A 19,644-nucleotide genomic window follows, 5' to 3' on the forward strand; every position below is an offset into this window, starting at 1 on the left:
CGCATTCATGAAGTCGACAAGTCACCACCGTCGTGGGGCGTTCGGCGCCGTGGAGACCTAACGAGCGCCAGACTCTCAACACCGCCGCCGCGCCACATCCGGTAGATAATGGGCACGCCCGTCGCACACCGGACACCACCCGGGCCGTATCGAAGGGCCGTTTTGCAGGAGTCGCAGTCGTGACCGTCGGTGCCACGCTCGCACGGATCGAAGGATGTCGATGGTCACGGAAATCGTCCGGGCGTCCGGCCACGCGGCCGGGAGTGTTCCTTCCCCCGCGCGACTCCTGTCCCGCCTCGGCAGGAACTGCCCCCTCGTCGTCCTCCGGGCGCCGCACGGTTTCGGCAAGTCGGCGCTGGTCACGGGATGGCTGGAGTCGGGACCGAGCACGGGATATCTCGGCGTCCGGATTCCACCGCCGAACAGGCCGACCGACACGGACGGCTACTGGGAACTAATCGCGGCCCGACTGCTGTCGGCCGGCGCGGTCGGCCCCGAACACGTGCGCCCGGGTACCGAGCCATGGGCGGATACCGTCCGGCACGCCCTCGAGGACACCTCCACACCTGTCCGGATCGCTCTCGAACGGGTCGATCTGGTCGATGCTCCAGACCTCGAGCAGCAGATCCTCGACCTGGTCGAAGCATGCCACCACGTCGACATCGTCGTGACGATGACCGGTAGGCCGATCTTCGCGGACTCGCACCTGATGGATCCTGCCCACGACCTCCTCGACGGTGACAGTCTGTCCTTCGCCAGGGACGACATACGACACTTGTTCTCCGAGAACGGACTTGACCTACATGAGGAGGAGATCGACCTCGTCCGGCGACTGACCGGTGGCCTACCCTCGCTGATGCCGAGTGCCCTGCGCGTAACCGCGGAGCTACCTGCACTCCCCCACCGACTCGAAATCCTCGAACGCTACCTCGCCGCAGCAGTGACCGCCCAGATCCGAACGACGATCCTTGCCGATCCCCGGGTCGCACCGCGCCGCGAATTCCTCCTGACAACCTCCACCGCGCATACCCTCTCCTCCGAGGTCGCCGCCTTCCTCGGCGGTGGTCCGAACTCGATTTCACACCTGGAGGCACTCGAAAGTTCCGGTGTCCTGGAACATCTCGGGACAACGGCGAAGGGAGATTTCTGGCGCCTTCCGTCGGCCGTGCGCGCCGCTCTCCTCGAGGCACGGCGAGAGGCGGGCATCGATCCGGGGGTCGACCTCACCCGACTCTCGCAGTATCACCTCGATCGGAACGACAAGGCGGCGGCACTCCGGTGCGCCGCTGAAGCAGAGGCCTGGCCTGCCGTCGTGCGCCTGCTCACGACCCGGTGGTACGAGCTCCTGGGATCCGATCTGACGGCGGTACGCGAGGCGATCTTCAAACTTCCCGAGAGCGTAATCACCGCCTATCCGCGGCTGCGCGAAGGTCGAGAACTGTTGGCGGGTCTGGACGGCGCCGTGACCGGACACGTACCTGAACCGGAACACCAGGACAAGCTGGATGAGACGAGCACGATCCGCACCGGTTCACACCGGGCGATCATGCTCCGCCTGGCCGGCGAATACACCCGCGCCGCAGCGGTCACCCGGCAAGTCGGGGAGATTCTCGACCGCGCGCTGGCAGATCAACCCGACGAGCAGATCACCTATGGGCTGGCCTTCACCCGACTCCAACGCGGACTGACCTATCAACTCGACGGCAACTTCGGTGCATCCATCGGGGAACTCGTGCGCGCGCACCAACTCGGACGCTCCAGGGGGATCGACTTCACCGCCCGGAACTCGGCATACAACATCGCACTCAGCTGGGCGCTCGTCGGCGAGCCGCAGCGTGCACGAGAATGGCTGGCACACCAGCGAGACGGCTCGACGACGGATTCGATGACCGAACGGCTCGTCGAGGTCGGCGGGCACGCCGCGCGGGCACTCGTTGCACTGGACACCCTCGACATCGACTCCGCACGAGCCGCGCTGGGCAGGCTACAGCGCCTTCCCCCCGTGACCGAGCTGTGGCCATTTGTCGTGTATGCACGCTGCCGGTACGCCATCGCCTCCGCAGATCCCCACATCGGCCTGCGCGCCCTCGATCAGTGCTCCGAACCGCGCTCACGGGCGCGCGGCAGCTTCGTCACCGCCCTTCTCGACGCCATCGAGATCGAGGTCCACCTTGCAGACGGGAATGCCTGGCGCGCAATCCAACTAGCCGAATCGACTCCGAAGAACACGCCGTGGTCGGTGGCAGCGTCGGCACGAGCGCGCTTCGTCACCGGTGACCACGATGCCGCGATCGTCACGTGCCGACGCTTCAACTGGTTCAGCGGCCCCTACACTCGTCCTCATCTCGAAGCACTCGTCGTCGAGGCCGCCGCGCTGTACTCGACCGGCAACGAGAAAGCAGCCGTCCAGCCCTGGACCCAGGCGTGCGGGATATCGGAGCGCACCGGAATCCGAAGCACATTCCTCACGGTGCCCAGACATGTCGTCACCGCATTGCACGACCTCACCGGCAGCTCGTACCACCACGTCACCGAGGCCTTGGCATCACGTAGTGCTGAGTACTACCCGGCGGCTCTCTCGTTCCCCACACTGACGGAACGCGAGAACGAGATCCTTGCAGGCCTCGCGGAAGGGCTCACCTCGCGCGAGATCGCGTCGAAACTCGTCATCTCGCCCGCCACCGTCAAGAGCTTTCGCAAGAGCCTGTACGGCAAACTCGGCGTTCACACCCGCCGGGACGCGGTGGACACCGGCCGAAGGCTCGGCATCGTCGCGAGCCCCGCGGATCCACCGGCACGGGCACACTTCCAGTCGCCCAGGCCGTGAGATTGCTGTCACTTCTCGCTACGTCGAACGGCACGGTTCGACCGGATTCCTCGAGCCGGGGCGGAACCGGTCTGCAGTCGACCCCGACCCGCTGTGTCACAGTGACGTAATTTATGCGCCCCCGAGACCGGAGAGACGGCCTCACCTCGACATACGCCGCGGAAGTCGACCAAACCCATCGGTCCGATAGCGGCGAAGCCCGGGCCGCCCGCGTGTCCGCTTTGGGGCCCATGAGGCTTTGACCAGGGGGTTTCCTCGGAACCGGTCGGTACATAACTCATAAAGGTAAAGATTCGATCACGGTGGACGAGTTGATACCGCTTTGTTACATTTCCGTGACGAAAGATCCGAGGTCGCGGTTCCCGACCGGGCCGACCAGAGACACAGATGAGGTATCCACTGTGGCAAATCCCCACAGGACGATGAGTTCCCACACCCTGACGTCCCTGCGCCGCCGCTCCGTCAAGGCCGCAGCGGTCGCGGTCGCCACCGGTGCACTGCTCGCGGGAAGCATTCAGATCGGCGCCACCACCGCGTCGGCGGCGCCGCTGCGTCTGCCCACCATCGGCAACGTCCAACTCCAGCTTCCGGCGGGCCCGTTCCTGCCCGGCATCGACATCCCGGCGTTTCCTGCCACGCCCGAGGCCGCCACGACACAGTGGACGCCGCCGTCGGCCGAGAAGTGGACGCCCGCCCCCAAGCTGCTGGCGCCCGCGCCGGCACCCGAACCGCAGGCCGCACCGATTCCGGCGCCGATGCCCTTACCCATCATCGTTCCGGTACCACCCCCCGTCGTCCAGCCTGTGGCCGGCTTCCTGACCTCCAGCTACGGACCGCGCTGGGGCACCCACCACAACGGCATCGACATCGGCGCCAACCTCGGCACGCCGATCTTCTCGGCCGCCGGCGGTGTCGTCATCAACGCCGGCCCCGCGTCCGGCTTCGGCCAGTGGGTGCGCGTGCTGCACGACGACGGCCACATCACCGTCTACGGGCACGTCGACACCTTCACCGCCGGTGTCGGCGACCGCGTGGCCACCGGTCAGCAGATCGCCACGGTCGGCAACCGCGGCCAGTCCACCGGACCACACCTGCATCTCGAGGTCTGGGATCCGGCCGGTACCCAGGTCGATCCGCTGATCTGGCTCCACGACAGCGGCGTCGTCGTGAACTGGTAGTCCCCCGCCGCTTGCACCACAGACAGCGTGACTGGCCCGGCCCCAACGGAAAACCGTTGGGGCCGGGCCATTCACGTCGTCAGTTCCGGCCGATGTTAGACCGCGTCCAGCATGGTCCGGAGTTCCCGCTTGAGGAGCTTTCCGCTCTGGTTCCGGGGAAGCTCGTCGGCGAAGCGGATCCGCTTGGGCACCTTGAAGGGCGCGATCTTGCCCCGCACGTGCTCGATGAGCGACTCGGCATCGACGGCATCGGCGTCACCCCGCAGCACCACGACCGCGGTGATCGCCTCCATCCACTTGTCGTCCGGGGTGCCGACCACGGCCACCTCCGCGACGGCGGGATGTGTGTAGAGCGCATCCTCCACCTCGCGGGACGCGACGAGGATCCCGCCGGTGTTGATCACGTCCTTGATCCGGTCCACGACGGTCACGAACCCCTCGGCGTCCCGCGTCACCAGGTCCCCGGAATGGAACCACCCGTCACGGAAGGCCTCCGCCGTCGCCTCGGGGTTGTCCCAATATCCTTGGCACAGTTGCGGAGAGCGATAGAGAATCTCACCCGGCTCACCGTCCGCGACGTCGTTGCCGTCGGCGTCCACCACGCGGGCCTCGACGAAGAACACCGCCCGCCCGCACGACGACGGCCGCCCCTCGTGCTCCTCCGGCCCGAGGACCATCGCGAGCGGTCCGATCTCCGACTGCCCGAAGCAGTTGTAGAAGCCGAGGGCCGGATACCGCTCGCGCAGGCGGTTGAGCACCGTGACCGGCATGATCGACGCCCCGTACTGCGCCTTGGTGAGCGACGACAGGTCGCGGGTCTCGAGGTCGGGGTGACTCGCGAGCGGGACCCATACGGTGGGCGCGAGGAACAGTGACCCGATCCGGTCGGCTTCGATGCGGCGCAGGATCTCCGGAATGTCCGGGGACTGCATGAGATTGACCGTCGCGCCCACCGACAGGTACGGCAGCATGAACACGTGCATGCCCGCGGAGTGGTACAGCGGCATACAGATCAACGGATTGTCGTCAGCGGCCAGTCCGAGCGCGATCACCGACGACACGTACTCGTGGACCAGCGCACCGTGGGTCATCATGGCGCCCTTGGGCTTCGATGTGGTTCCCGAGGTGTAGAGCAACTGCACCAGATCGTCCACCGCGGCCCCGGGCCGGTACTCCGGGACGTCGCCGGCGGAGCTGGACGCGAGCAGCGAACCGGCGTCGTCGCGCAGCGGGATCACGTGCTCGACGACGAGCGTGTCCCGCACCGTGTCCAGCGTCGACGCCAACTTCGGATCGACGAGCACGGCCCGCGCTCCCGACTGCGCCAGCAGGTAGTGCAGTTCGTCGCCCGTGAGCGCGTAGTTGACGGGGACATGCACCAGGCCGGCGCGGGCACAGGCCAGGAAACCGATGACGTAGGCGTCGGAGTTGACGCCGTACGCGGCCACCCGGTCGCCCGGCGCGAGACCGAGCGCCCGTAGGCGCGCGGCGCCGCGTGTGACGGCGTCATCCAGCTCTCGGTACGTCCAGGTGCGGTCGTCGAAGGTCAGAGCAGTGCGGCCGGGCTGCCGTGCGGCAGCCCGGCGCAGCACGCCGTCGACGGTGTCGGTGCGCGGATCCTCACTCATGTGACGCAGGTTATAGGACGTCCAACTATTGCGTAAGGGGTTTCTTTCGGCGCATCCGTTGTGTAGTTTCGCGAGCCTGCGCGGCGCCCGGTCAGCCGCCGAACGCGGCGGTGATCGCTCCCATGTCGAAGTAGTCACGCCACACGGCGATCTTGCCGTCCACCACCTCGAAGACGCCCATCACCGGCAACGAGGTCTCCTTCCCCATGCCGCGCAGCACGTCGGTCCGCTCGTTCATCACGGTGCCACCGGACGCGACCTGCTTGTGGATCCGGAAGTCGATCCCGTCGAAGGCCGCCACGAAACCCGAGATGAACTCGCGGATCTCGTCCCTGCCCTTCACTGGATCCATCGGAATATTGTGGTAGAAAGCATCTTCCGTGAAGTAGCTCGCCAGCACGACAGGGTCCGGATCGGCCCACAACCCGCAGAACTCCGTGACCAGATCCTCGGCAGCGCTCATGTGTTCACTCCTGTTCTTCCATCCAGTTCCCGAGCGGTTCGGGTGAGTTGTTCGATGTAGTGCGCTCGCTCGCCACGCGACGCCGCGGAGCGCAACGGCCCGATCTGCAGCTCCCACGCGGCACGGCCGTCCGCCGCGAAGACCGGCGCCACGAGATAGCTGACCGGGAGCGCGTCGTCGCTGTCGAGATCGGCTGCGCCGTAAGGCCGGCCGCTGATACCGCCGAGCAGCACCAGCACCCGCTCCCGCAGGGCCTGCCTGGTGGGATCCTCGGCGAGATGCTCCACCACCTCGGCCAGGACGTCGAGCAGGCGAGGGTCGGCGATGGCGCACGTAGCGCCGCGTCCAGCCATCAGTTCGATCACCGACATCACCCGGTCGGTCGGCGGTGATCCGCCGGCGCTCCTGCCACGGTCCATGTGCACTCCTGCCTCGGCACAGTAACCGATACTCGCTCAGGGCGACACGAATATTCGTGTCGCCCTATGCTGCCCGCATGAACGTTCGGACGGGTGTCACGCTCGCCATCGGAATCGCCCTCGCCGCGGCGTGGGCAGCCTGGGTCCGGCGGCGACTCGACTCGCCGTTGGGTTCGCGGCAATGGCAGTCCGACGAGATCGGCCCGGACGAGTTGGCCGGGTGACCTCGGCCCGACCTCACCGCGGCAGGATGCCGTGCAGCACGATGTCGACCAGCGCCGCCGACAGCCCGTCCTGATCCTGGACGTCGCGGACCGACTGCGCGAAGATCGCCGTGCCGGCGATGACGTCCAGCAGCGTGTCCGGGTCGACGCCGTCCCGCAGTTCGCCGGCCGCCGCGCCCGCGCGTAGGCGCCGCCCCAACTCCTCGCGGATCACCTCGAGCTGATCGGTGAGCAGCGCCTGGCGGAGCGTCTCGTCGGTGCGGATCTCACTCATGAGCGCGGGCACCGCCTCACGCGCGGCCGGGCCGCCGAACAGTGCCACCGCGCCGTAGGTGAGCCGCTCGACCTCCTCCCCGATCGGGAGGTCCGACACGTTCTCGGACTCCGCCACCGGGTACACCGCATCGTGGACGATGTGCGCCTTGGACGGCCAGCGTCGGTAGATGGCCGGCCGCCCCACACCGGCGCGCGTCGCGATCGCGTCGATCGAGGTCCCCGCATATCCGTTCTCGACCAACAGCTCACGCGTGGCCTGCAGGACGGCGTCGTCGATCTCGGGGTTTCGTTGCGGCCCAAGACGGTGCTGCGCTTGCCGCTTCTTGGACATCGGTGAAACCCCTTGCGTAGAGATGTGACGGGCGTTACATTGTGTCACGTCGTAGTCGATACGGAATGTATCGGCTAGAGCTTTTCCCGCCCCGCCGACACACCGGGGCCGTCGACCTACCCGCTCTTCCTGCCGTACCCGCTGCACCAGTTGGACCGCACGAATTCACGCATGCGAGGCGTCGCGCGCCTCCCGACGTCGAAGGGACGTCATGAGTTCCGAGAACACGACACAGGACCAGGATTTCTCCGAGGTCGCCAGGCCCGGTCAGTCCCGCACTGATCCTGCCGAACTGGGCTCTCGCCTGCAGAAGTGGCTGCGCACCAAGCTGCCCGCAGACGCCGATCCACAGGTCACCGACGTACAGGTGCCGGCCGCGAACGGAATGTCGAACGAGACGGTTCTCTTCGACGCCCTGTGGAACGAGGACGGGCAACAGCGTCACCACTACCTGGTGGCGCGCATCGCCCCCGCCCCGACCGGGGTCCCGATCTTCCCGTCGTACAACATCGCCCAGCAGTTCGACGTGATCAAGACCGTCGGCGAACACTCGCCGGTCCCCGTGCCGCGCGTGTACTGGTCCGAACCCTCCCCCGAGGCACTCGGCGGCGAGTTCTTCGTGATGGAGCGCGTCGACGGCCTGGTGCCGCCGGACGTGATGCCGTACAACTTCGGGTCGTGGGTGTCCGAGGGATCAGACGAGGACCGTCGCCGCCTTCAGGATGCATCGGTGCGCGTGCTCGCCGACCTCCACGCCATTCCCGAACCCGCCCAGCTCTTTCCGAGCCTGCGCGACGATCTCGGTTCCGGCGCCGTCACCGCCGACGCCGCGCTGCGCGCCCACGTAGACGGGCAGCGGCGCTACTACGAGTGGGTCGTCGAATCCGGCCCGCGGGTGCCACTCATCGAGCGCGCCCTGGACTGGCTCGACGCCCACTGGCCCTCGGTCACGGGACCGGCCGTGCTGTGCTGGGGTGACTCGCGTGTCGGCAACGTCATCTACCGCGACTTCGAGCCGGCGGCCGTGCTCGACTGGGAGATGGCTGCCCTCGGGCCTCGGGAGATCGATCTCGGTTGGATGATCTTCCAGCACCGGTTCTTCGAGGACCTCGCGGGCGTCGCAGGACTTCCCGGCCTGCCCGGCTTCCTGCGCCGCGAGGACGTCGTCGCGAAGTATCGGGAGATCAGCGGCCACGAGGCCGCAGACCTCGATTTCTACACGCTGTACGCCGCACTGCGGCACGCCATCATCATGTTCCGGGTGCAGAGCCGCGCGGTCGCATTCGGACAAGCCCCGGCACCGGAGGACCCGAACGACATGATCCTGCACCGCAAGACCGTCGAGGAGATGCTCGACGGCACCTACTGGGACCGCGTGAACGGGCAGGGGGTCGCCTGATGCTCTCCCCCATGGACGACTACCCGGTGCACCAGATCGCCGAGCCGATCCGCCACGTCGGCACCTCCGACCGCAACTTCTACGACCGCTACTACTTCAACTGTCATCCCGGCCTCGACTACGACGGCGAACCGCTGTTCCTCATCATCGGGCTGGGCCAGTACCCCAATCTCGGTGTCACGGACGGCTTCGCGGTGCTCCGCCGCGGCAACGACCACATCGTCACCCGCGCATCGAAGGCACTCGGCTCCGATCGTATGGACGTCACGGTCGGACCGCTGCGCATCGAGGTGCTCAAGGGTCTGCACCGGCTGCGCGTCGTCCTCGAACCCACCGCGGAGGCGCCGGACCTGTCGTTCGACCTCGTCTTCGAGTCCGACGTGCCGGCCGCGTTGGAGGCGCGACACTTCCACCGCCAGCTCGAACGGGTCACGTTCGACACGCAGCGGTTCGTCCAGACCGGCACGTGGAGTGGCACTCTCACCGTCGACGGCGAGACGATTCCGGTCACCCCCGACACGTGGCGAGGCAACCGCGACCGGTCGTGGGGTGTCCGTCCGGTCGGTGAGGCCGAGCCGCCGGGACGTCGCGCGGACCCGTCCCTCGCGGGCGATCAGAACTTCTTCTGGATCTACGCGATCATGCAGTTCGACGACTTCTCGATCGTCGCGATCATGCAGGAGGACCGGCAGGGCCGCCGCATCATCCAGGACGCCACCCGCGTGTGGAGGGATCGCACCCGCGAACCCGAGTGGCTCGGTCGTCCCGAGCACGACCTGACCTTCATCTCGGGAGGTCGCGAGATCGCCGCGGGCACCCTCGAGTTCCACCGCCCCGGTGGATACGGAAAGCCCGACGAGATCCTCACCGTCGCTTGCGAACCGGTACTCCCCCACTACCTCGGCGTGGGCACCGGCTACGGACTCGAACAGGACTGGCGCCATGGCATGTGGCAGGGCGAACTCGTCGTCCAGGGCCTGCACGAGAAGGTTGCCGACATCGAGCCGTGGAAGAAGATGTTCTGCCCGGTCGACAATCTGTCCCGGTTCACACTGAGCGAGAACGGCGAGACCATTGTGGGCTCCGGACTTTTCGAGGTGGCGGTCATCGGACCCTGTGACCGCTACGGCTTCACCGGCGCCGGCGACGGCGCCCCCTGATACACCCCACCACGAAAGGAACACGAGATGAAGGTTGGTTCCAGCCGGTTACGCACGCGGACCGCCCGGTCCGCCACGGCACTGCTCCTCGCCGGAGGACTGTTCCTCTCCGGCAACACGATCGCCTCGGCACTGGATCTGGGCCAGCTGCCGATTCCCGAGGGCGCCCTCGGATCGCTCGGGACGGCGTCGTCCGACGTCCACCTGGCTCCGACGCCGCGCCTCGCATCGGTTCCCAACTTCCGGGATGTCGCCGGAAACGAGGGTGGCGGCTACGAGGCCCTCGCCGGTCGCCACCTCAAGCGTGGCGTGCTCTACCGCGCCAACGCACTCTCGTCCGCCAGCGAAGAAGATCTCGCGACCCTGTCGTCGCTGAACGTCACGCACATCTACGACCTCCGCGGTCAGTCCGAGATCTCCAATCCGATGGTCGGCGGCCCCGACAAGATTCCGGCGGGTGCCGATTACACACACATCCCCGTCGAGTTCGGGGACCTGATCACGCTCGCGCAGACGATCCAGTCGCCCGAGCAGGGCCGGCAGTTCATGGAGGACGCCAACCGCAGCTTCGTCACCGATCCTGCGCGGCGCGAGGGCTTCAAGCAGTTGCTGACGCAGATCGCCGAGAGTGACGGCCCGGTGCTCTTCCACTGCAGTGCCGGCAAGGACCGCACCGGCTGGATCGCCGCGCTCCTCCTGAGCATCTCGGGGGTTCCCGAGCAGGCCATCTTCGACGACTACCTGCTCAGCAACGAGTACCTGGCCGAGTCGAACACGGCGACGCTCGCCCAGATCCGGGGCGCCCTCGGCGAGCAGGCCGCGCTCAACCTCGAACCCGTCCTGGCCGTCGATCGGAGCTACCTCGAAGCCGGATTCGAGCAGATGCGCGCCGACTACGGCGGCCCGGTCTCCTATCTCGCCGATGGGCTCGGTCTCGAGCAGATGACCATCGCAAAGCTTGCGCGCAAGCTCGTCTTCTGACGACTGCCCGCAATACACCCGGACGGTCCTGTCCCCGACCAGGACCGTCCGGGTTCTTTCGTTTCCCACTTGCCACCGACTCACGCCTCCGTTATTAATTAAGTGACTACTCAATTTATTAATTTCGACCCGGGAGCAAGCATGCGAACCGTCGACGAGGCCGCACGGCGGGCCAAACGGACCGAACTGCTCGACGCCGCGGCCCGGTGCTTCGCCGAGCGCGGCTATCACGCCACCCGCACCGCCGACATCTGCGCGCTCGCGGGCATGAGCTCCGGAAACCTCTTCCACTACTTTCCGACCAAGCAGGCGGTGTTGCTGGCGCTGATCGAGCGCGACGGCACCGAGACCGCGTCGGCGGTTGCGGAACTCGGCGCTTCGGACGATCCGTTCGGTGCGCTGCTGCTCTTGCTCGATGACGTCTGCCGTCTTGCCGCGGATTCCACGTACTCCGGTTTGGCGCTGGAAATCTCGGCGCTCGCCCACCGAGACGACGATGTGGCGGTGCTGTTCAAGGCCAACGACCTGAGTTTCCGGAAGGCGCTCGAGGATCTGTTGGAACGTGCCGACGACGCGGGACAACTCGACACCGACCTCACAGCCGAGGATGCGTCGACCTGGATCGCAGCGCTCGTCGACGGCATGTTCGCCCGCGTCGCGGCCGATCCCGACTTCCAGCCGGAGACACAGTCCGCGGTGCTTCGGCGCATCGTCACACAACTCCTCCGAGGGGCGGCGTCGTGACCGGCACGACGTCGCGGGCCCCGGAGCATGCCCGACGTCTGCAGAACGTCGACGCGCTGCGCGGGTTCGCCCTGCTCGGCATCCTGGCCGTGAACGTCTGGGCCTTCGCCGACCCGTACTACGCATCGACGGAGACGAACCCCGGCTTCGACAGCGGGCTCGATCACGCCGTGCGGTTCGTGGTGTCGCTGCTGTTCGAGACCAAGTTCTACCTGCTGTTCTCCTTCTTGTTCGGGTACAGCTTCACCCTGCAGATGGCCGCCGCCGAGCGTGCGGGGCGTGAGTTCGTGCCGCGGATGCTGCGGCGGCAGACGGGGCTACTGGTCATCGGGCTCCTCCACGGCGCGTTCCTCTACTACGGCGAGATCCTCTCGACCTACGCCGTGCTGGGGCTCGTGCTGCTGGCGTGCCGGAACATATCCCCGTCGACCGCACTCCGGCTCGGCGCGGCGCTGATCGTCGGGTCGTCCGCCGTCTGGATGCTCCTCGGCCTCGCGCAACTGGCTGCGGGCGAGATCACCGGTTCGGCCGCGGGTGACGCGGCCGGGAAGCTCGCGGCGTTCCAGGGCGACGCGGCCGCGACGCTCGGGTTCCATTCGGGGCATCTCACGGACACCCTCGGCGCACTCGCTGTGCTGCAGGCGCCGAGCGCGATGGCGATGTTCTTCTTCGGCTTCGCGGCCGGTCGCGTACGGATGTTCGCGAGCCCGGAGCGATACCGCTCCGCCGCCGATCGGGTCCTGCGCTTCGGACTCCCCTTCGGACTGATCGGTGCCGGAGCGTACGCACTCGCGGCCGCCTACGCACCGGGCGGTGGGCTCGAGACGGTGGCGTTCGGATTCGGGCAGCTGACGGCGCCGGCACTCACCGCCGCGTACGTGGTGGCCGCGATCCTGCTGTTCCGGACGTCTTTCGGTGGGCGCGTCGAGACGGCATTGGCCCCGATGGGCAGGATGGCGCTCACCAACTACCTGCTGCAGTCGCTCACACTGGGTGTGCTGTTCACCGGCTACGGCTTCGGCTTGGTCGATCGGCTTCCGCCGGCGGCGGTGATCGCCGTCGTGCCGATCGTGTTCGCCGCCCAGATGATCGTCAGCCGACTGTGGCTGCGTGCGCACCCGTACGGCCCGGCGGAGTGGGCGCTGCGGGCCGCGACACTCGCGGCCGTCCCGCCGTGGCGCTCTCCTCGAACGACCCCGTCACCGAATGATCGGCGGTAGCGTCGAAGCCACGAAGAGCAGTTCCCGCGTCATCGATCGGCAGTATCCGCGACGACCCCAGGAGCATCCCGTGACCTCTCGACTCAACCCCTACATCAGCTTCGCCGGCAACGCGCGCGAGGCGATGGAGTTCTACAAGAGCGTGTTCGGCGGCACGCTGGACATGAGCACCTTCGGCGAGTTCGGCGCGCCGGGTGACAACGACAAGATCATGCACGCCATGCTCGAGACCGGCAGTGGCTTCACGATCATGGGAGCCGACACCCCGCCCGGCATGGAGTACAAGGCCGGCACCGACATGGCGGTGAGCCTCAGCGGCGACGACGCCGACGAACTGCGCGGCTACTGGGACGCGCTGTCGGGGTCCGGGACGGTCCAGGTTCCCCTCGAGAAGCAGATGTGGGGCGACGTGTTCGGCGCCTGCGCGGACCGCTTCGGCGTCTCCTGGATGGTCAACATCACGGAACCGCAGGGCTGACCTGCAACAAAAGTCCAGGTGAGTTGCCATCGCCTCCTTTCATGACCAGACTCGCCTTTGCCGAAGACGACTCCGTGATCATCAGGAAGGCACCATGGACAGCAGTTCACCGAAGACGACGGTCGTTGTACCCACATACAACGAACGCGACAACCTCCCGAAGATCGTCGAGCGGTTGGCGGCGTTGGAGGTCCCGAACCTGCACCTGCTGGTCGTCGACGACAACTCCCCCGACGGCACCGGTGAGGTCGCCGAGAAGCTCGCGATCGACTCGCCGTTCCCCATCGGGGTGCTGCATCGCACCGAGAAGGACGGCCTGGGCCGCGCCTACGTCGCCGGCATGACCCGGGCGCTCGCCGAGGGCGCCGACATCGTCGTCCAGATGGACGCCGACCTGTCGCACCCGGCAGAGGTCATACCCACGATGATCCGCACCCTGACCACCACCGATGCGGCCGTCGTGCTCGGTTCGCGATACGTGGCGGGGGGTGCGGTCGCGAGCGACTGGCCGTGGCACCGCAAGGCGCTGTCGGCGTGGGCCAACTTCTACGTGAACGCGATCCTGCGACTGGGCGTGAAGGACGCGACCGCCGGGTTCAAGGCGTGGCACGCCCGCACCCTCGAAGCGATCGACGTCGCGGGAGTCCAGAGCAACGGTTACGCCTTCCAGGTGGAGATGAACTACCGGACCACCAGCCGCGGCATGAAGATCGCCGAGGTGCCGATCCGTTTCGAGGAGCGCATCGAGGGCGTGTCGAAGATGAGCCTGGCCGTGCAGCTCGAGTCGGCACTGGTGCCGTGGAAGCTGCGGTTCGGCAAGCGCTGAAAAATCACGGGCCTTCCCGGCCCGGATCTGCCACCATCGCAGGTATGACGCTCGACTCCGCGATCACCGTCCGCACGGCCACCGACCAGGACTGGCCGGCCCTCGAACTGCTGGACGCGGTGGCGTTCGGCTACCACCCGACCGATCCGGACCGCACCCTCACCCGCGCGCTGACGCGGACCGAGGACGTCGTCGTCGCGACCGACAACGGCACCCCGATCGGGTTGGCGATGGATCTGCCGCTGGAGTTCACCGTGCCGGGCGGCGCCCAGGTGCCGGCGCGCGGCGTCACGTGGGTGTCGGTGGCGCCGACGCACCGTCGTCGCGGTGTCCTGCGGGCGCTGTTCGAGCACCTGCACCGCAACATCGCGGCCACCGGGACCCCGCTCGCCGCGCTCACCGCCAGCGACGCCGGGATCTACGGCCGCTTCGGCTACGGACCGGCCACGGTGGCCGCCGACGTCACGATCGACCGGCGGTTCGCCGCGTTCCGTGCCGACGCCCCCGACCCGGGCGGTGTGACGCTGACGGACGCGCAGACGGCCGCCGAACGCCTGCCCGACATCTACGAGCGCTGGCGGCGGATCACGCCCGGTGCGCAGAACCGGCCGCAGGCCCAGTGGGACTACACCTTCGCCGACCCCGAGGTGTACCGCGACGGCGGATCGGCGCTGTTCTACCTGACCCACCCGGACGGCTACGCGATGTTCCGTCGGCGCGGCAGCGACGACGACATGGTGGCAGCCGTGGAGGAGCTGGTCGCGGTCACCGCGGACGCGCACGCGGCACTGTGGCGCGCGCTGTGCGGGCTGGACCTGATGAAGCGCATCGAGGTCACCCAGCACCCCGACGACGCGCTGCGACTGATGCTCACCGACTACCGCCTGCCCCGCACCACCCGCCTCGCGGACGACCTGTGGCTGCGCATCATGGACGTTCCGGCCGCGCTCGAGGCCCGCTCGTACCAGGTGGACCTCGACACGGTGCTCGACGTCCGCGATCCCTATCTGGACTGCGGCGGCGTGTTCGCACTGACCGTCCGGGACGGCCGGGCCCAATGCCGCCGCACCGACGCGGCGCCGCGCATCTCGATGGACCTGGACGCGCTCGGCAGCCTGTACCTGGGCGCGCACCGGGCGCGGGGACTCGCGGCGGCGCACCGCATCACCGCCGCTTCCGAGCGCGATCTGGCACTGCTGGACCTGGCATTCGGGGCCGATCGCGCGGCGGTCCTCGGCTGGGGATTCTGAGTCCGCCGCGACCACCACGGCTCACCCGTTACGGGTGAATCTCTCCGCGTCGGCGCTCGTTCGGCTCGCATGATGCCGACCGGTCGTCAGTCTGGTCGGGAACCTCGCACAGCTGGCCCCACATATCGTCGACACGAAGGGGATTCACATGAGTCTGTTCCGAAACTCCATGGCAGCAGCCGGATTCGCCGGCGCAGTGTGTCTCGCGTTCACACCCACCCCCGTGGGCGCGGACGGAACGTCCCCGATCCTCCTCGAGATCACCGAGCCCGATGGCGATCTGCGCACCCTCGATGAGCGGGGCGATCTGGGACAGGTGGGTTTCGAGGGCGAAATGACCGGTGTCGAAGAGGTGGAGCGTCGCGTCGGGCACATCGTGGTGTAGCACACGAGCCCTTGAATCGATCACAACCGACTCCTCGAATTGTGATTGATACACAGACACGTTCAGGTCCAGCGACCGCGCCCTGGCGCGTCAACGAGGGTCGACGCCGGTGGTCCGTCCCGTGCCGAGGGGGCCGACGCAACCAGCACGACGATCCGGCCGCGAGCGAGCGGCCGGATCGTCGTTGTGATGCTCGGGATTCGTGTCGGGTCAGCGCCCGATGAGCGCCCGCCGCTCGATCTCGGCGAAGTCCGTGCCGGCGGCGTCGGGCTTCGACCGTCCCACCAGCGAGCCCACGTAGGCGAGCAGGAACCCGGCCGGCACCGACACCAGCGCCGGGATGGTGAGCGGGAAGATCGGGTCGACCCCGTGGATCAGCCCGGTCGGTCCGAGGATGTTCGGGCTGATCGCAACCAGGCCGAGGCTGACGATCAACCCGCCGACGAGCGCCCACGTGGCGCCCACCCGGTTGAAGCCCTTCCAGTAGATGCTCAGCAGCAGCACCGGCAGACTGGTGCTGGCCGCGACCGCGAACGCGACGTTCGCGAGGAAGCCGAGGTTGAAGCCCTTGGCGCCGAGCGCGAGGAACATCGCGACGATCGCGATGCCGAGCAGCGACATGCGTGCGACCTTCAATTGCTTTTCGGCCGAGGCCTTCCCGTTCTTGATGACGTGCGTGTAGAGATCGTGCGCGAAGGCACCGGAGGTCGCAATCGCGACGCCGGCGAGCACCGCGAGAATCGTCGCGAGCGTGATGCCGATGATGACCGCCTCGAGCACCGGTCCGCCCAGCTCGCGGGCCAACTGCACCACCGCGAGATTGCCCTGCGGGTGCGCCTTCACGATCTCCTCGGAGCCCAGCGCACGCAGCGCGCCGTACCCGATGAACGGCAGGACGACGTAGAACGCGCTGAAGATCCACAGCGCCACCACTCCGGACTTGCGGGCGGCCTTCGCGTCCTTGACCGTGAGGAAGCGGACCATCACGTGCGGCAGACCCATGACGCCCAGGGCGAGCGCGAGCTGCTGCGAGATGATGTCGAAGGTCTTGGTCGTGCTCTGCTCGTGCGACGAGACCATGGCATCCGGGAGCGCGTCGACCACGTGCAGCGGACTGGGGCCGTACCGCATCAGCACCAGGAACAGGATCAGCGCGGTGCCGCCGAGCAGCAGGCCGGTCTTGAGGACCTGCACCCACGTGGTGGCCAGCATCCCGCCGAACATCGTGTACACCACCATGAGCAGGCCCAGCACCACCACCGCGACCCAGAACTTGATGCCGAGCAGGGCCTGCACCAGCAGGCCGGCGCCGACGAACTGGATCACCATGTACATCGCCGAGATGACGATGGTGGTGACGGCCAGGCACGCGCGCAGCCCACGCCCGGAGAATCGGGCGGCGACGGCGTCGGCGAGCGTGAAGCGGCCCAGGTTGCGCAGCGGCTCGGCGATGATCAGCAGCACCAGCAGGTACGCCAACGGCACGGCCGTCGCGAGGTAGAAGCCGTTGAAGCCCGCCAGCCCGATCAGGCCGGTGATGCCGAGGAACGACGCCGCGGAGACGTAGTCACCGGAGATGGCGAGACCGTTACCGATCGGCCCCACCTGCCCCTCGGCCACGTAGTGGGAGTCGGTGGAGGTGTTGCGCTTGGCGGCCAGATACGTGATCGCGAGCGTGACACCGATGATCGCGACGACGATAGCGATGCTCAAACCCATTGTCACTCACCATCCTTCGTGTCATCGAGTGATGCGAGGTGAGTGTCGATGATCGCGTCCATCCGACGCGCCCAGCGGACGTAGATCTGCGCGACGACGAGGATGCCCGCGAAGATGGCGAAGCCCACCCAGTACGCGACGCCGAGGCCGCCCCAGCGGCCGGACAGGACGGTGGTCGACGTCGTGAGGGCGATGTAGCCCATGAACACGGTCAGCAGGACGGCCGCCGACCCGAGGGAAACGCGGCGACGACGGCGCGCGACATCGAGGATCGCGTCGAGTGCGGGATCGACGGGAGGGGAGTCTGGGGGCGCGGCATCGGCCGGGGACAGACCAATCGACATGGGTCACCTCGAGGGTATGAACGGAGTATGTGATCAATCCTTTGATCACTGAGTGTCGGCATACCGTAAGTGAGGGTGCTCACAAGACGCAAGGACCCGGCGTGAAATCGCCGGAAATCGACCGATCGGTCCGGTCAATCCCGGGTGTGGATCTCCACCGATGACGCCGTCGCCAGCTTCTCGAGCAGGCCGATCAGGACCATCCGCTCCGGCTTCGTCAGCGCGTCCGCCCAGACCTGCTCGCGCCGGTTGTGGTCGGCGTACGTCGTGGTGATCGCGTCGAGTCCGGCGTCGGTCAGGCTCAACTCGACCGCGCGTCGATCGACCTCGGAACGCCGGCGAATGACGTACCCGTCCCGCTCGAGGGTGTTGACCAGCGCCGACACCGCAGCCCGACTCATACCCGACAGCTTCGCGACCCGCTTGGCCTCGCTCGGACCGGCGAGCCAGAGCACGAACAGCACCCGGAACCCCGGCCAACTCCAGCCGCCCGGCCGGTGGACGGTGGATTCGAGGTCGTAGACCAGTGCGCTGGCCACCCGGGTCAGCTCGAGGACCAGCTTCATCGAGATCGGATCGACCGTCGGCATCGCCCGCGTCGTCTTGCGCACGGCGAAATCCACGAAGGACAGGAAGTCCAGATCGTCCACATTCTCAGGGGTCGCGCGGCCGTCGCCGCCCTCGCGTTCCGCGTCGGTCATGCCGCCAGGGTAGAGCCCGCACCTGCCGTTTCCCCGAAACTTTGGTCAAAGGCTTGCATATTGCGTGTGACACCGCTTACCTTGTCCAGATATTCAGTCAAAGCTTTTACTATTCGAGGTGACCCCATGTCCGCACTGTCCTTCGCCTCCTCTGCCGACCTCGGCGAGAAGGAGCAGACCCTCGAAGTGCTCGCCGACGGCGTGTACGCACTCACCGCGGAGGGCGACCCCAACCTCGGCGCGATCGAGGGCGAGGACTTCGTCGTGTGCTTCGAAGCCCTCGCGACGCCCGTCGCCGCACAGGATTGGCTCGCCAAGCTGCGCCAGCACACCGACAAGCCCGTCCGGTACCTGGTGCTCTCCCACTACCACGCCGTCCGCGTCCTGGGCGCATCCGCGTTCGACGCCGAGATCATCGTCGCGCACGAGAACACCCACAAGCTGATTGCCGAACGCGGCCAGGAGGATTGGGCGTCGGAGTTCGGCCGCATGCCGCGCCTGGCCAAGGGCGCCGAGTCGGTGCCCGGCCTCACCTGGCCCACCATGACGTTCTCGGACCGGCTCACCATCGATCTCGGTGGCGACCGTGGTGAACTGGTTCTCCAGTACCTCGGCCGCGGCCACACCGAGGGCGACATCGTGGCATGGCTGCCGAAGCAGAAGATCCTCTTCGCCGGTGACCTCGTGGAGGCCCAGGCCGCGCTCTACACCGGCGACGCCTTCCACCGCGATTGGGCCACCGGCACTCTCGACGGGATCAAGGCCCTCGGCGCCGAGGCGCTGATCGGCGGTCGCGGCGCCGTCAGCCGCGGCCGGGACGAGGTCGACGCCGCGATCGAGCAGACTCGCCACTTCCTCGACGTCATGCTCGCCGAGGTCGGCGCCGTGCAGCAGCGCGGCGGCACCCTCAAGGAGGCGTTCGAGGCCACCCACGCCGCCCTGTTCGAGCAGTACGGGCACTGGCCGATCTTCGAGCACTGCCTGCCGTTCGACGTCTCGCGCGTGTGGGACGAACTGTCGGGCATCGAACGCCCCGTCATCTGGACCGCGGACCGCGACCGCGAGGTCTGGGCCCAGCTGCAGGGCTGAGC

The 19,644-nt window shown here is 67.5% G+C and carries 20 protein-coding genes; 13 read left to right on the forward strand and 7 right to left on the reverse strand.

The window, feature by feature from the left end; genetic code table 11:
- The first annotated feature begins 220 nt into the window (after positions 1 to 220).
- Both HUN07_RS25200 and HUN07_RS25205 read left to right on the forward strand, forming a co-directional pair.
- On the forward strand, positions 221 to 2,827 hold the full coding sequence (locus HUN07_RS25200) for a helix-turn-helix transcriptional regulator (RefSeq protein WP_174913888.1): 2,607 nt from the start codon (positions 221 to 223) through the stop codon (positions 2,825 to 2,827).
- A gap of 422 nt (positions 2,828 to 3,249) precedes the next feature.
- Entirely contained in the window at positions 3,250 to 4,005 is a 756-nt protein-coding gene (locus HUN07_RS25205) for a M23 family metallopeptidase (RefSeq protein ID WP_174913891.1), read from the forward strand.
- Between the two features lie 95 nt (positions 4,006 to 4,100).
- On the opposite strand, the gene HUN07_RS25210 is transcribed toward HUN07_RS25205, so the two are convergent.
- From HUN07_RS25210 to HUN07_RS25220, 3 genes are all read right to left on the reverse strand, one after another.
- On the reverse strand, positions 4,101 to 5,633 hold the full coding sequence (locus tag HUN07_RS25210) for an acyl-CoA synthetase (RefSeq protein ID WP_174913894.1): 1,533 nt from the start codon (positions 5,631 to 5,633) through the stop codon (positions 4,101 to 4,103).
- A 91-nt stretch (positions 5,634 to 5,724) separates the two neighbouring features.
- A complete protein-coding gene (locus HUN07_RS25215; RefSeq protein WP_174913896.1) occupies positions 5,725 to 6,096 on the reverse strand; it encodes a limonene-1,2-epoxide hydrolase family protein in 372 nt (123 codons plus the stop codon).
- A complete protein-coding gene (locus HUN07_RS25220) occupies positions 6,093 to 6,515 on the reverse strand; it encodes a hypothetical protein (RefSeq protein ID WP_254622676.1) in 423 nt (140 codons plus the stop codon). Before HUN07_RS25220 ends, HUN07_RS25215 begins: the two co-directional genes overlap by 4 nt.
- Before the next feature lie 77 nt (positions 6,516 to 6,592).
- On the opposite strand from HUN07_RS25220, the gene HUN07_RS25225 reads away from it, so the two are divergent.
- Positions 6,593 to 6,739 (forward strand): hypothetical protein, encoded by a 147-nt coding sequence (locus HUN07_RS25225; protein WP_174913899.1) that lies wholly within the window; start codon positions 6,593 to 6,595, stop codon positions 6,737 to 6,739.
- Between the two features lie 13 nt (positions 6,740 to 6,752).
- Here HUN07_RS25225 and HUN07_RS25230 read toward each other — a convergent pair whose 3' ends face one another.
- Positions 6,753 to 7,346, reverse strand: coding sequence for a TetR/AcrR family transcriptional regulator (locus HUN07_RS25230; RefSeq protein ID WP_174913902.1), 594 nt, complete (start codon positions 7,344 to 7,346; stop codon positions 6,753 to 6,755).
- A 211-nt stretch (positions 7,347 to 7,557) separates the two neighbouring features.
- On the opposite strand from HUN07_RS25230, the gene HUN07_RS25235 reads away from it, so the two are divergent.
- The 9 genes from HUN07_RS25235 (at position 7,558) to HUN07_RS25275 (ending at position 15,789) form a co-directional block, all read left to right on the forward strand.
- Complete coding sequence (locus HUN07_RS25235; RefSeq protein WP_174913905.1) at positions 7,558 to 8,745, forward strand: phosphotransferase family protein; 1,188 nt, start codon at positions 7,558 to 7,560, stop codon at positions 8,743 to 8,745.
- Positions 8,745 to 9,905, forward strand: a complete 1,161-nt coding sequence (locus HUN07_RS25240) for a hypothetical protein (RefSeq protein WP_174913908.1) — start codon at positions 8,745 to 8,747, stop codon at positions 9,903 to 9,905. Before HUN07_RS25235 ends, HUN07_RS25240 begins: the two co-directional genes overlap by 1 nt.
- Before the next feature lie 27 nt (positions 9,906 to 9,932).
- A complete protein-coding gene (locus tag HUN07_RS25245; RefSeq protein ID WP_174913911.1) occupies positions 9,933 to 10,886 on the forward strand; it encodes a tyrosine-protein phosphatase in 954 nt (317 codons plus the stop codon).
- A 102-nt stretch (positions 10,887 to 10,988) separates the two neighbouring features.
- Entirely contained in the window at positions 10,989 to 11,630 is a 642-nt protein-coding gene (locus HUN07_RS25250; RefSeq protein WP_254622677.1) for a TetR/AcrR family transcriptional regulator, read from the forward strand.
- On the forward strand, positions 11,627 to 12,850 hold the full coding sequence (locus HUN07_RS25255; protein ID WP_174913914.1) for a DUF418 domain-containing protein: 1,224 nt from the start codon (positions 11,627 to 11,629) through the stop codon (positions 12,848 to 12,850). Before HUN07_RS25250 ends, HUN07_RS25255 begins: the two co-directional genes overlap by 4 nt.
- Positions 12,851 to 12,920: 70 nt before the next feature.
- Positions 12,921 to 13,328 (forward strand): VOC family protein, encoded by a 408-nt coding sequence (locus HUN07_RS25260; protein ID WP_174913917.1) that lies wholly within the window; start codon positions 12,921 to 12,923, stop codon positions 13,326 to 13,328.
- Positions 13,329 to 13,422: 94 nt separating this feature from the next.
- The gene (locus HUN07_RS25265) at positions 13,423 to 14,154 is read left to right on the forward strand and encodes a polyprenol monophosphomannose synthase (protein ID WP_114723944.1); all 732 of its coding nucleotides are present in this window, start codon (positions 13,423 to 13,425) and stop codon (positions 14,152 to 14,154) included.
- 44 nt (positions 14,155 to 14,198) lie between these two features.
- On the forward strand, positions 14,199 to 15,404 hold the full coding sequence (locus HUN07_RS25270; protein WP_174913919.1) for an enhanced intracellular survival protein Eis: 1,206 nt from the start codon (positions 14,199 to 14,201) through the stop codon (positions 15,402 to 15,404).
- 148 nt (positions 15,405 to 15,552) lie between these two features.
- Entirely contained in the window at positions 15,553 to 15,789 is a 237-nt protein-coding gene (locus HUN07_RS25275; RefSeq protein WP_174913922.1) for a hypothetical protein, read from the forward strand.
- Between the two features lie 210 nt (positions 15,790 to 15,999).
- Here the strand turns inward: HUN07_RS25275 and HUN07_RS25280 are convergent, their stop codons facing one another.
- The 3 genes from HUN07_RS25280 to HUN07_RS25290 form a co-directional block, all read right to left on the reverse strand.
- Entirely contained in the window at positions 16,000 to 17,508 is a 1,509-nt protein-coding gene (locus tag HUN07_RS25280) for a solute symporter family protein (protein ID WP_114723946.1), read from the reverse strand.
- A gap of 2 nt (positions 17,509 to 17,510) precedes the next feature.
- Entirely contained in the window at positions 17,511 to 17,852 is a 342-nt protein-coding gene (locus HUN07_RS25285; protein WP_114723947.1) for a DUF485 domain-containing protein, read from the reverse strand.
- Between the two features lie 134 nt (positions 17,853 to 17,986).
- A complete protein-coding gene (locus HUN07_RS25290; RefSeq protein WP_114723948.1) occupies positions 17,987 to 18,553 on the reverse strand; it encodes a MarR family winged helix-turn-helix transcriptional regulator in 567 nt (188 codons plus the stop codon).
- 126 nt (positions 18,554 to 18,679) lie between these two features.
- Between HUN07_RS25290 and HUN07_RS25295 the strand changes: the two genes are divergently transcribed.
- Entirely contained in the window at positions 18,680 to 19,642 is a 963-nt protein-coding gene (locus HUN07_RS25295) for an MBL fold metallo-hydrolase (RefSeq protein WP_114723949.1), read from the forward strand.
- Positions 19,643 to 19,644 lie beyond the last annotated feature (2 nt).

This window comes from Rhodococcus sp. W8901 (assembly GCF_013348805.1).
Lineage (GTDB): Bacteria > Actinomycetota > Actinomycetes > Mycobacteriales > Mycobacteriaceae > Prescottella.

What these genes read in the sequence shown, in the direction of transcription:
- HUN07_RS25200 (WP_174913888.1), top strand. Translation starts at nt 221, where the DNA reads ATGGTCACGGAAATCGTCCGGGCGTCCGGCCACGCGGCCGGGAGTGTT.
- HUN07_RS25205 (WP_174913891.1), top strand. Translation starts at nt 3,250, where the DNA reads ATGAGTTCCCACACCCTGACGTCCCTGCGCCGCCGCTCCGTCAAGGCC.
- HUN07_RS25210 (WP_174913894.1), bottom strand. Translation starts at nt 5,633, where the DNA reads ATGAGTGAGGATCCGCGCACCGACACCGTCGACGGCGTGCTGCGCCGG.
- HUN07_RS25215 (WP_174913896.1), bottom strand. Translation starts at nt 6,096, where the DNA reads ATGAGCGCTGCCGAGGATCTGGTCACGGAGTTCTGCGGGTTGTGGGCC.
- HUN07_RS25220 (WP_254622676.1), bottom strand. Translation starts at nt 6,515, where the DNA reads ATGGACCGTGGCAGGAGCGCCGGCGGATCACCGCCGACCGACCGGGTG.
- HUN07_RS25225 (WP_174913899.1), top strand. Translation starts at nt 6,593, where the DNA reads ATGAACGTTCGGACGGGTGTCACGCTCGCCATCGGAATCGCCCTCGCC.
- HUN07_RS25230 (WP_174913902.1), bottom strand. Translation starts at nt 7,346, where the DNA reads ATGTCCAAGAAGCGGCAAGCGCAGCACCGTCTTGGGCCGCAACGAAAC.
- HUN07_RS25235 (WP_174913905.1), top strand. Translation starts at nt 7,558, where the DNA reads ATGAGTTCCGAGAACACGACACAGGACCAGGATTTCTCCGAGGTCGCC.
- HUN07_RS25240 (WP_174913908.1), top strand. Translation starts at nt 8,745, where the DNA reads ATGCTCTCCCCCATGGACGACTACCCGGTGCACCAGATCGCCGAGCCG.
- HUN07_RS25245 (WP_174913911.1), top strand. Translation starts at nt 9,933, where the DNA reads ATGAAGGTTGGTTCCAGCCGGTTACGCACGCGGACCGCCCGGTCCGCC.
- HUN07_RS25265 (WP_114723944.1), top strand. Translation starts at nt 13,423, where the DNA reads ATGGACAGCAGTTCACCGAAGACGACGGTCGTTGTACCCACATACAAC.
- HUN07_RS25270 (WP_174913919.1), top strand. Translation starts at nt 14,199, where the DNA reads ATGACGCTCGACTCCGCGATCACCGTCCGCACGGCCACCGACCAGGAC.
- HUN07_RS25275 (WP_174913922.1), top strand. Translation starts at nt 15,553, where the DNA reads ATGAGTCTGTTCCGAAACTCCATGGCAGCAGCCGGATTCGCCGGCGCA.
- HUN07_RS25280 (WP_114723946.1), bottom strand. Translation starts at nt 17,508, where the DNA reads ATGGGTTTGAGCATCGCTATCGTCGTCGCGATCATCGGTGTCACGCTC.
- HUN07_RS25285 (WP_114723947.1), bottom strand. Translation starts at nt 17,852, where the DNA reads ATGTCGATTGGTCTGTCCCCGGCCGATGCCGCGCCCCCAGACTCCCCT.
- HUN07_RS25290 (WP_114723948.1), bottom strand. Translation starts at nt 18,553, where the DNA reads ATGACCGACGCGGAACGCGAGGGCGGCGACGGCCGCGCGACCCCTGAG.
- HUN07_RS25295 (WP_114723949.1), top strand. Translation starts at nt 18,680, where the DNA reads ATGTCCGCACTGTCCTTCGCCTCCTCTGCCGACCTCGGCGAGAAGGAG.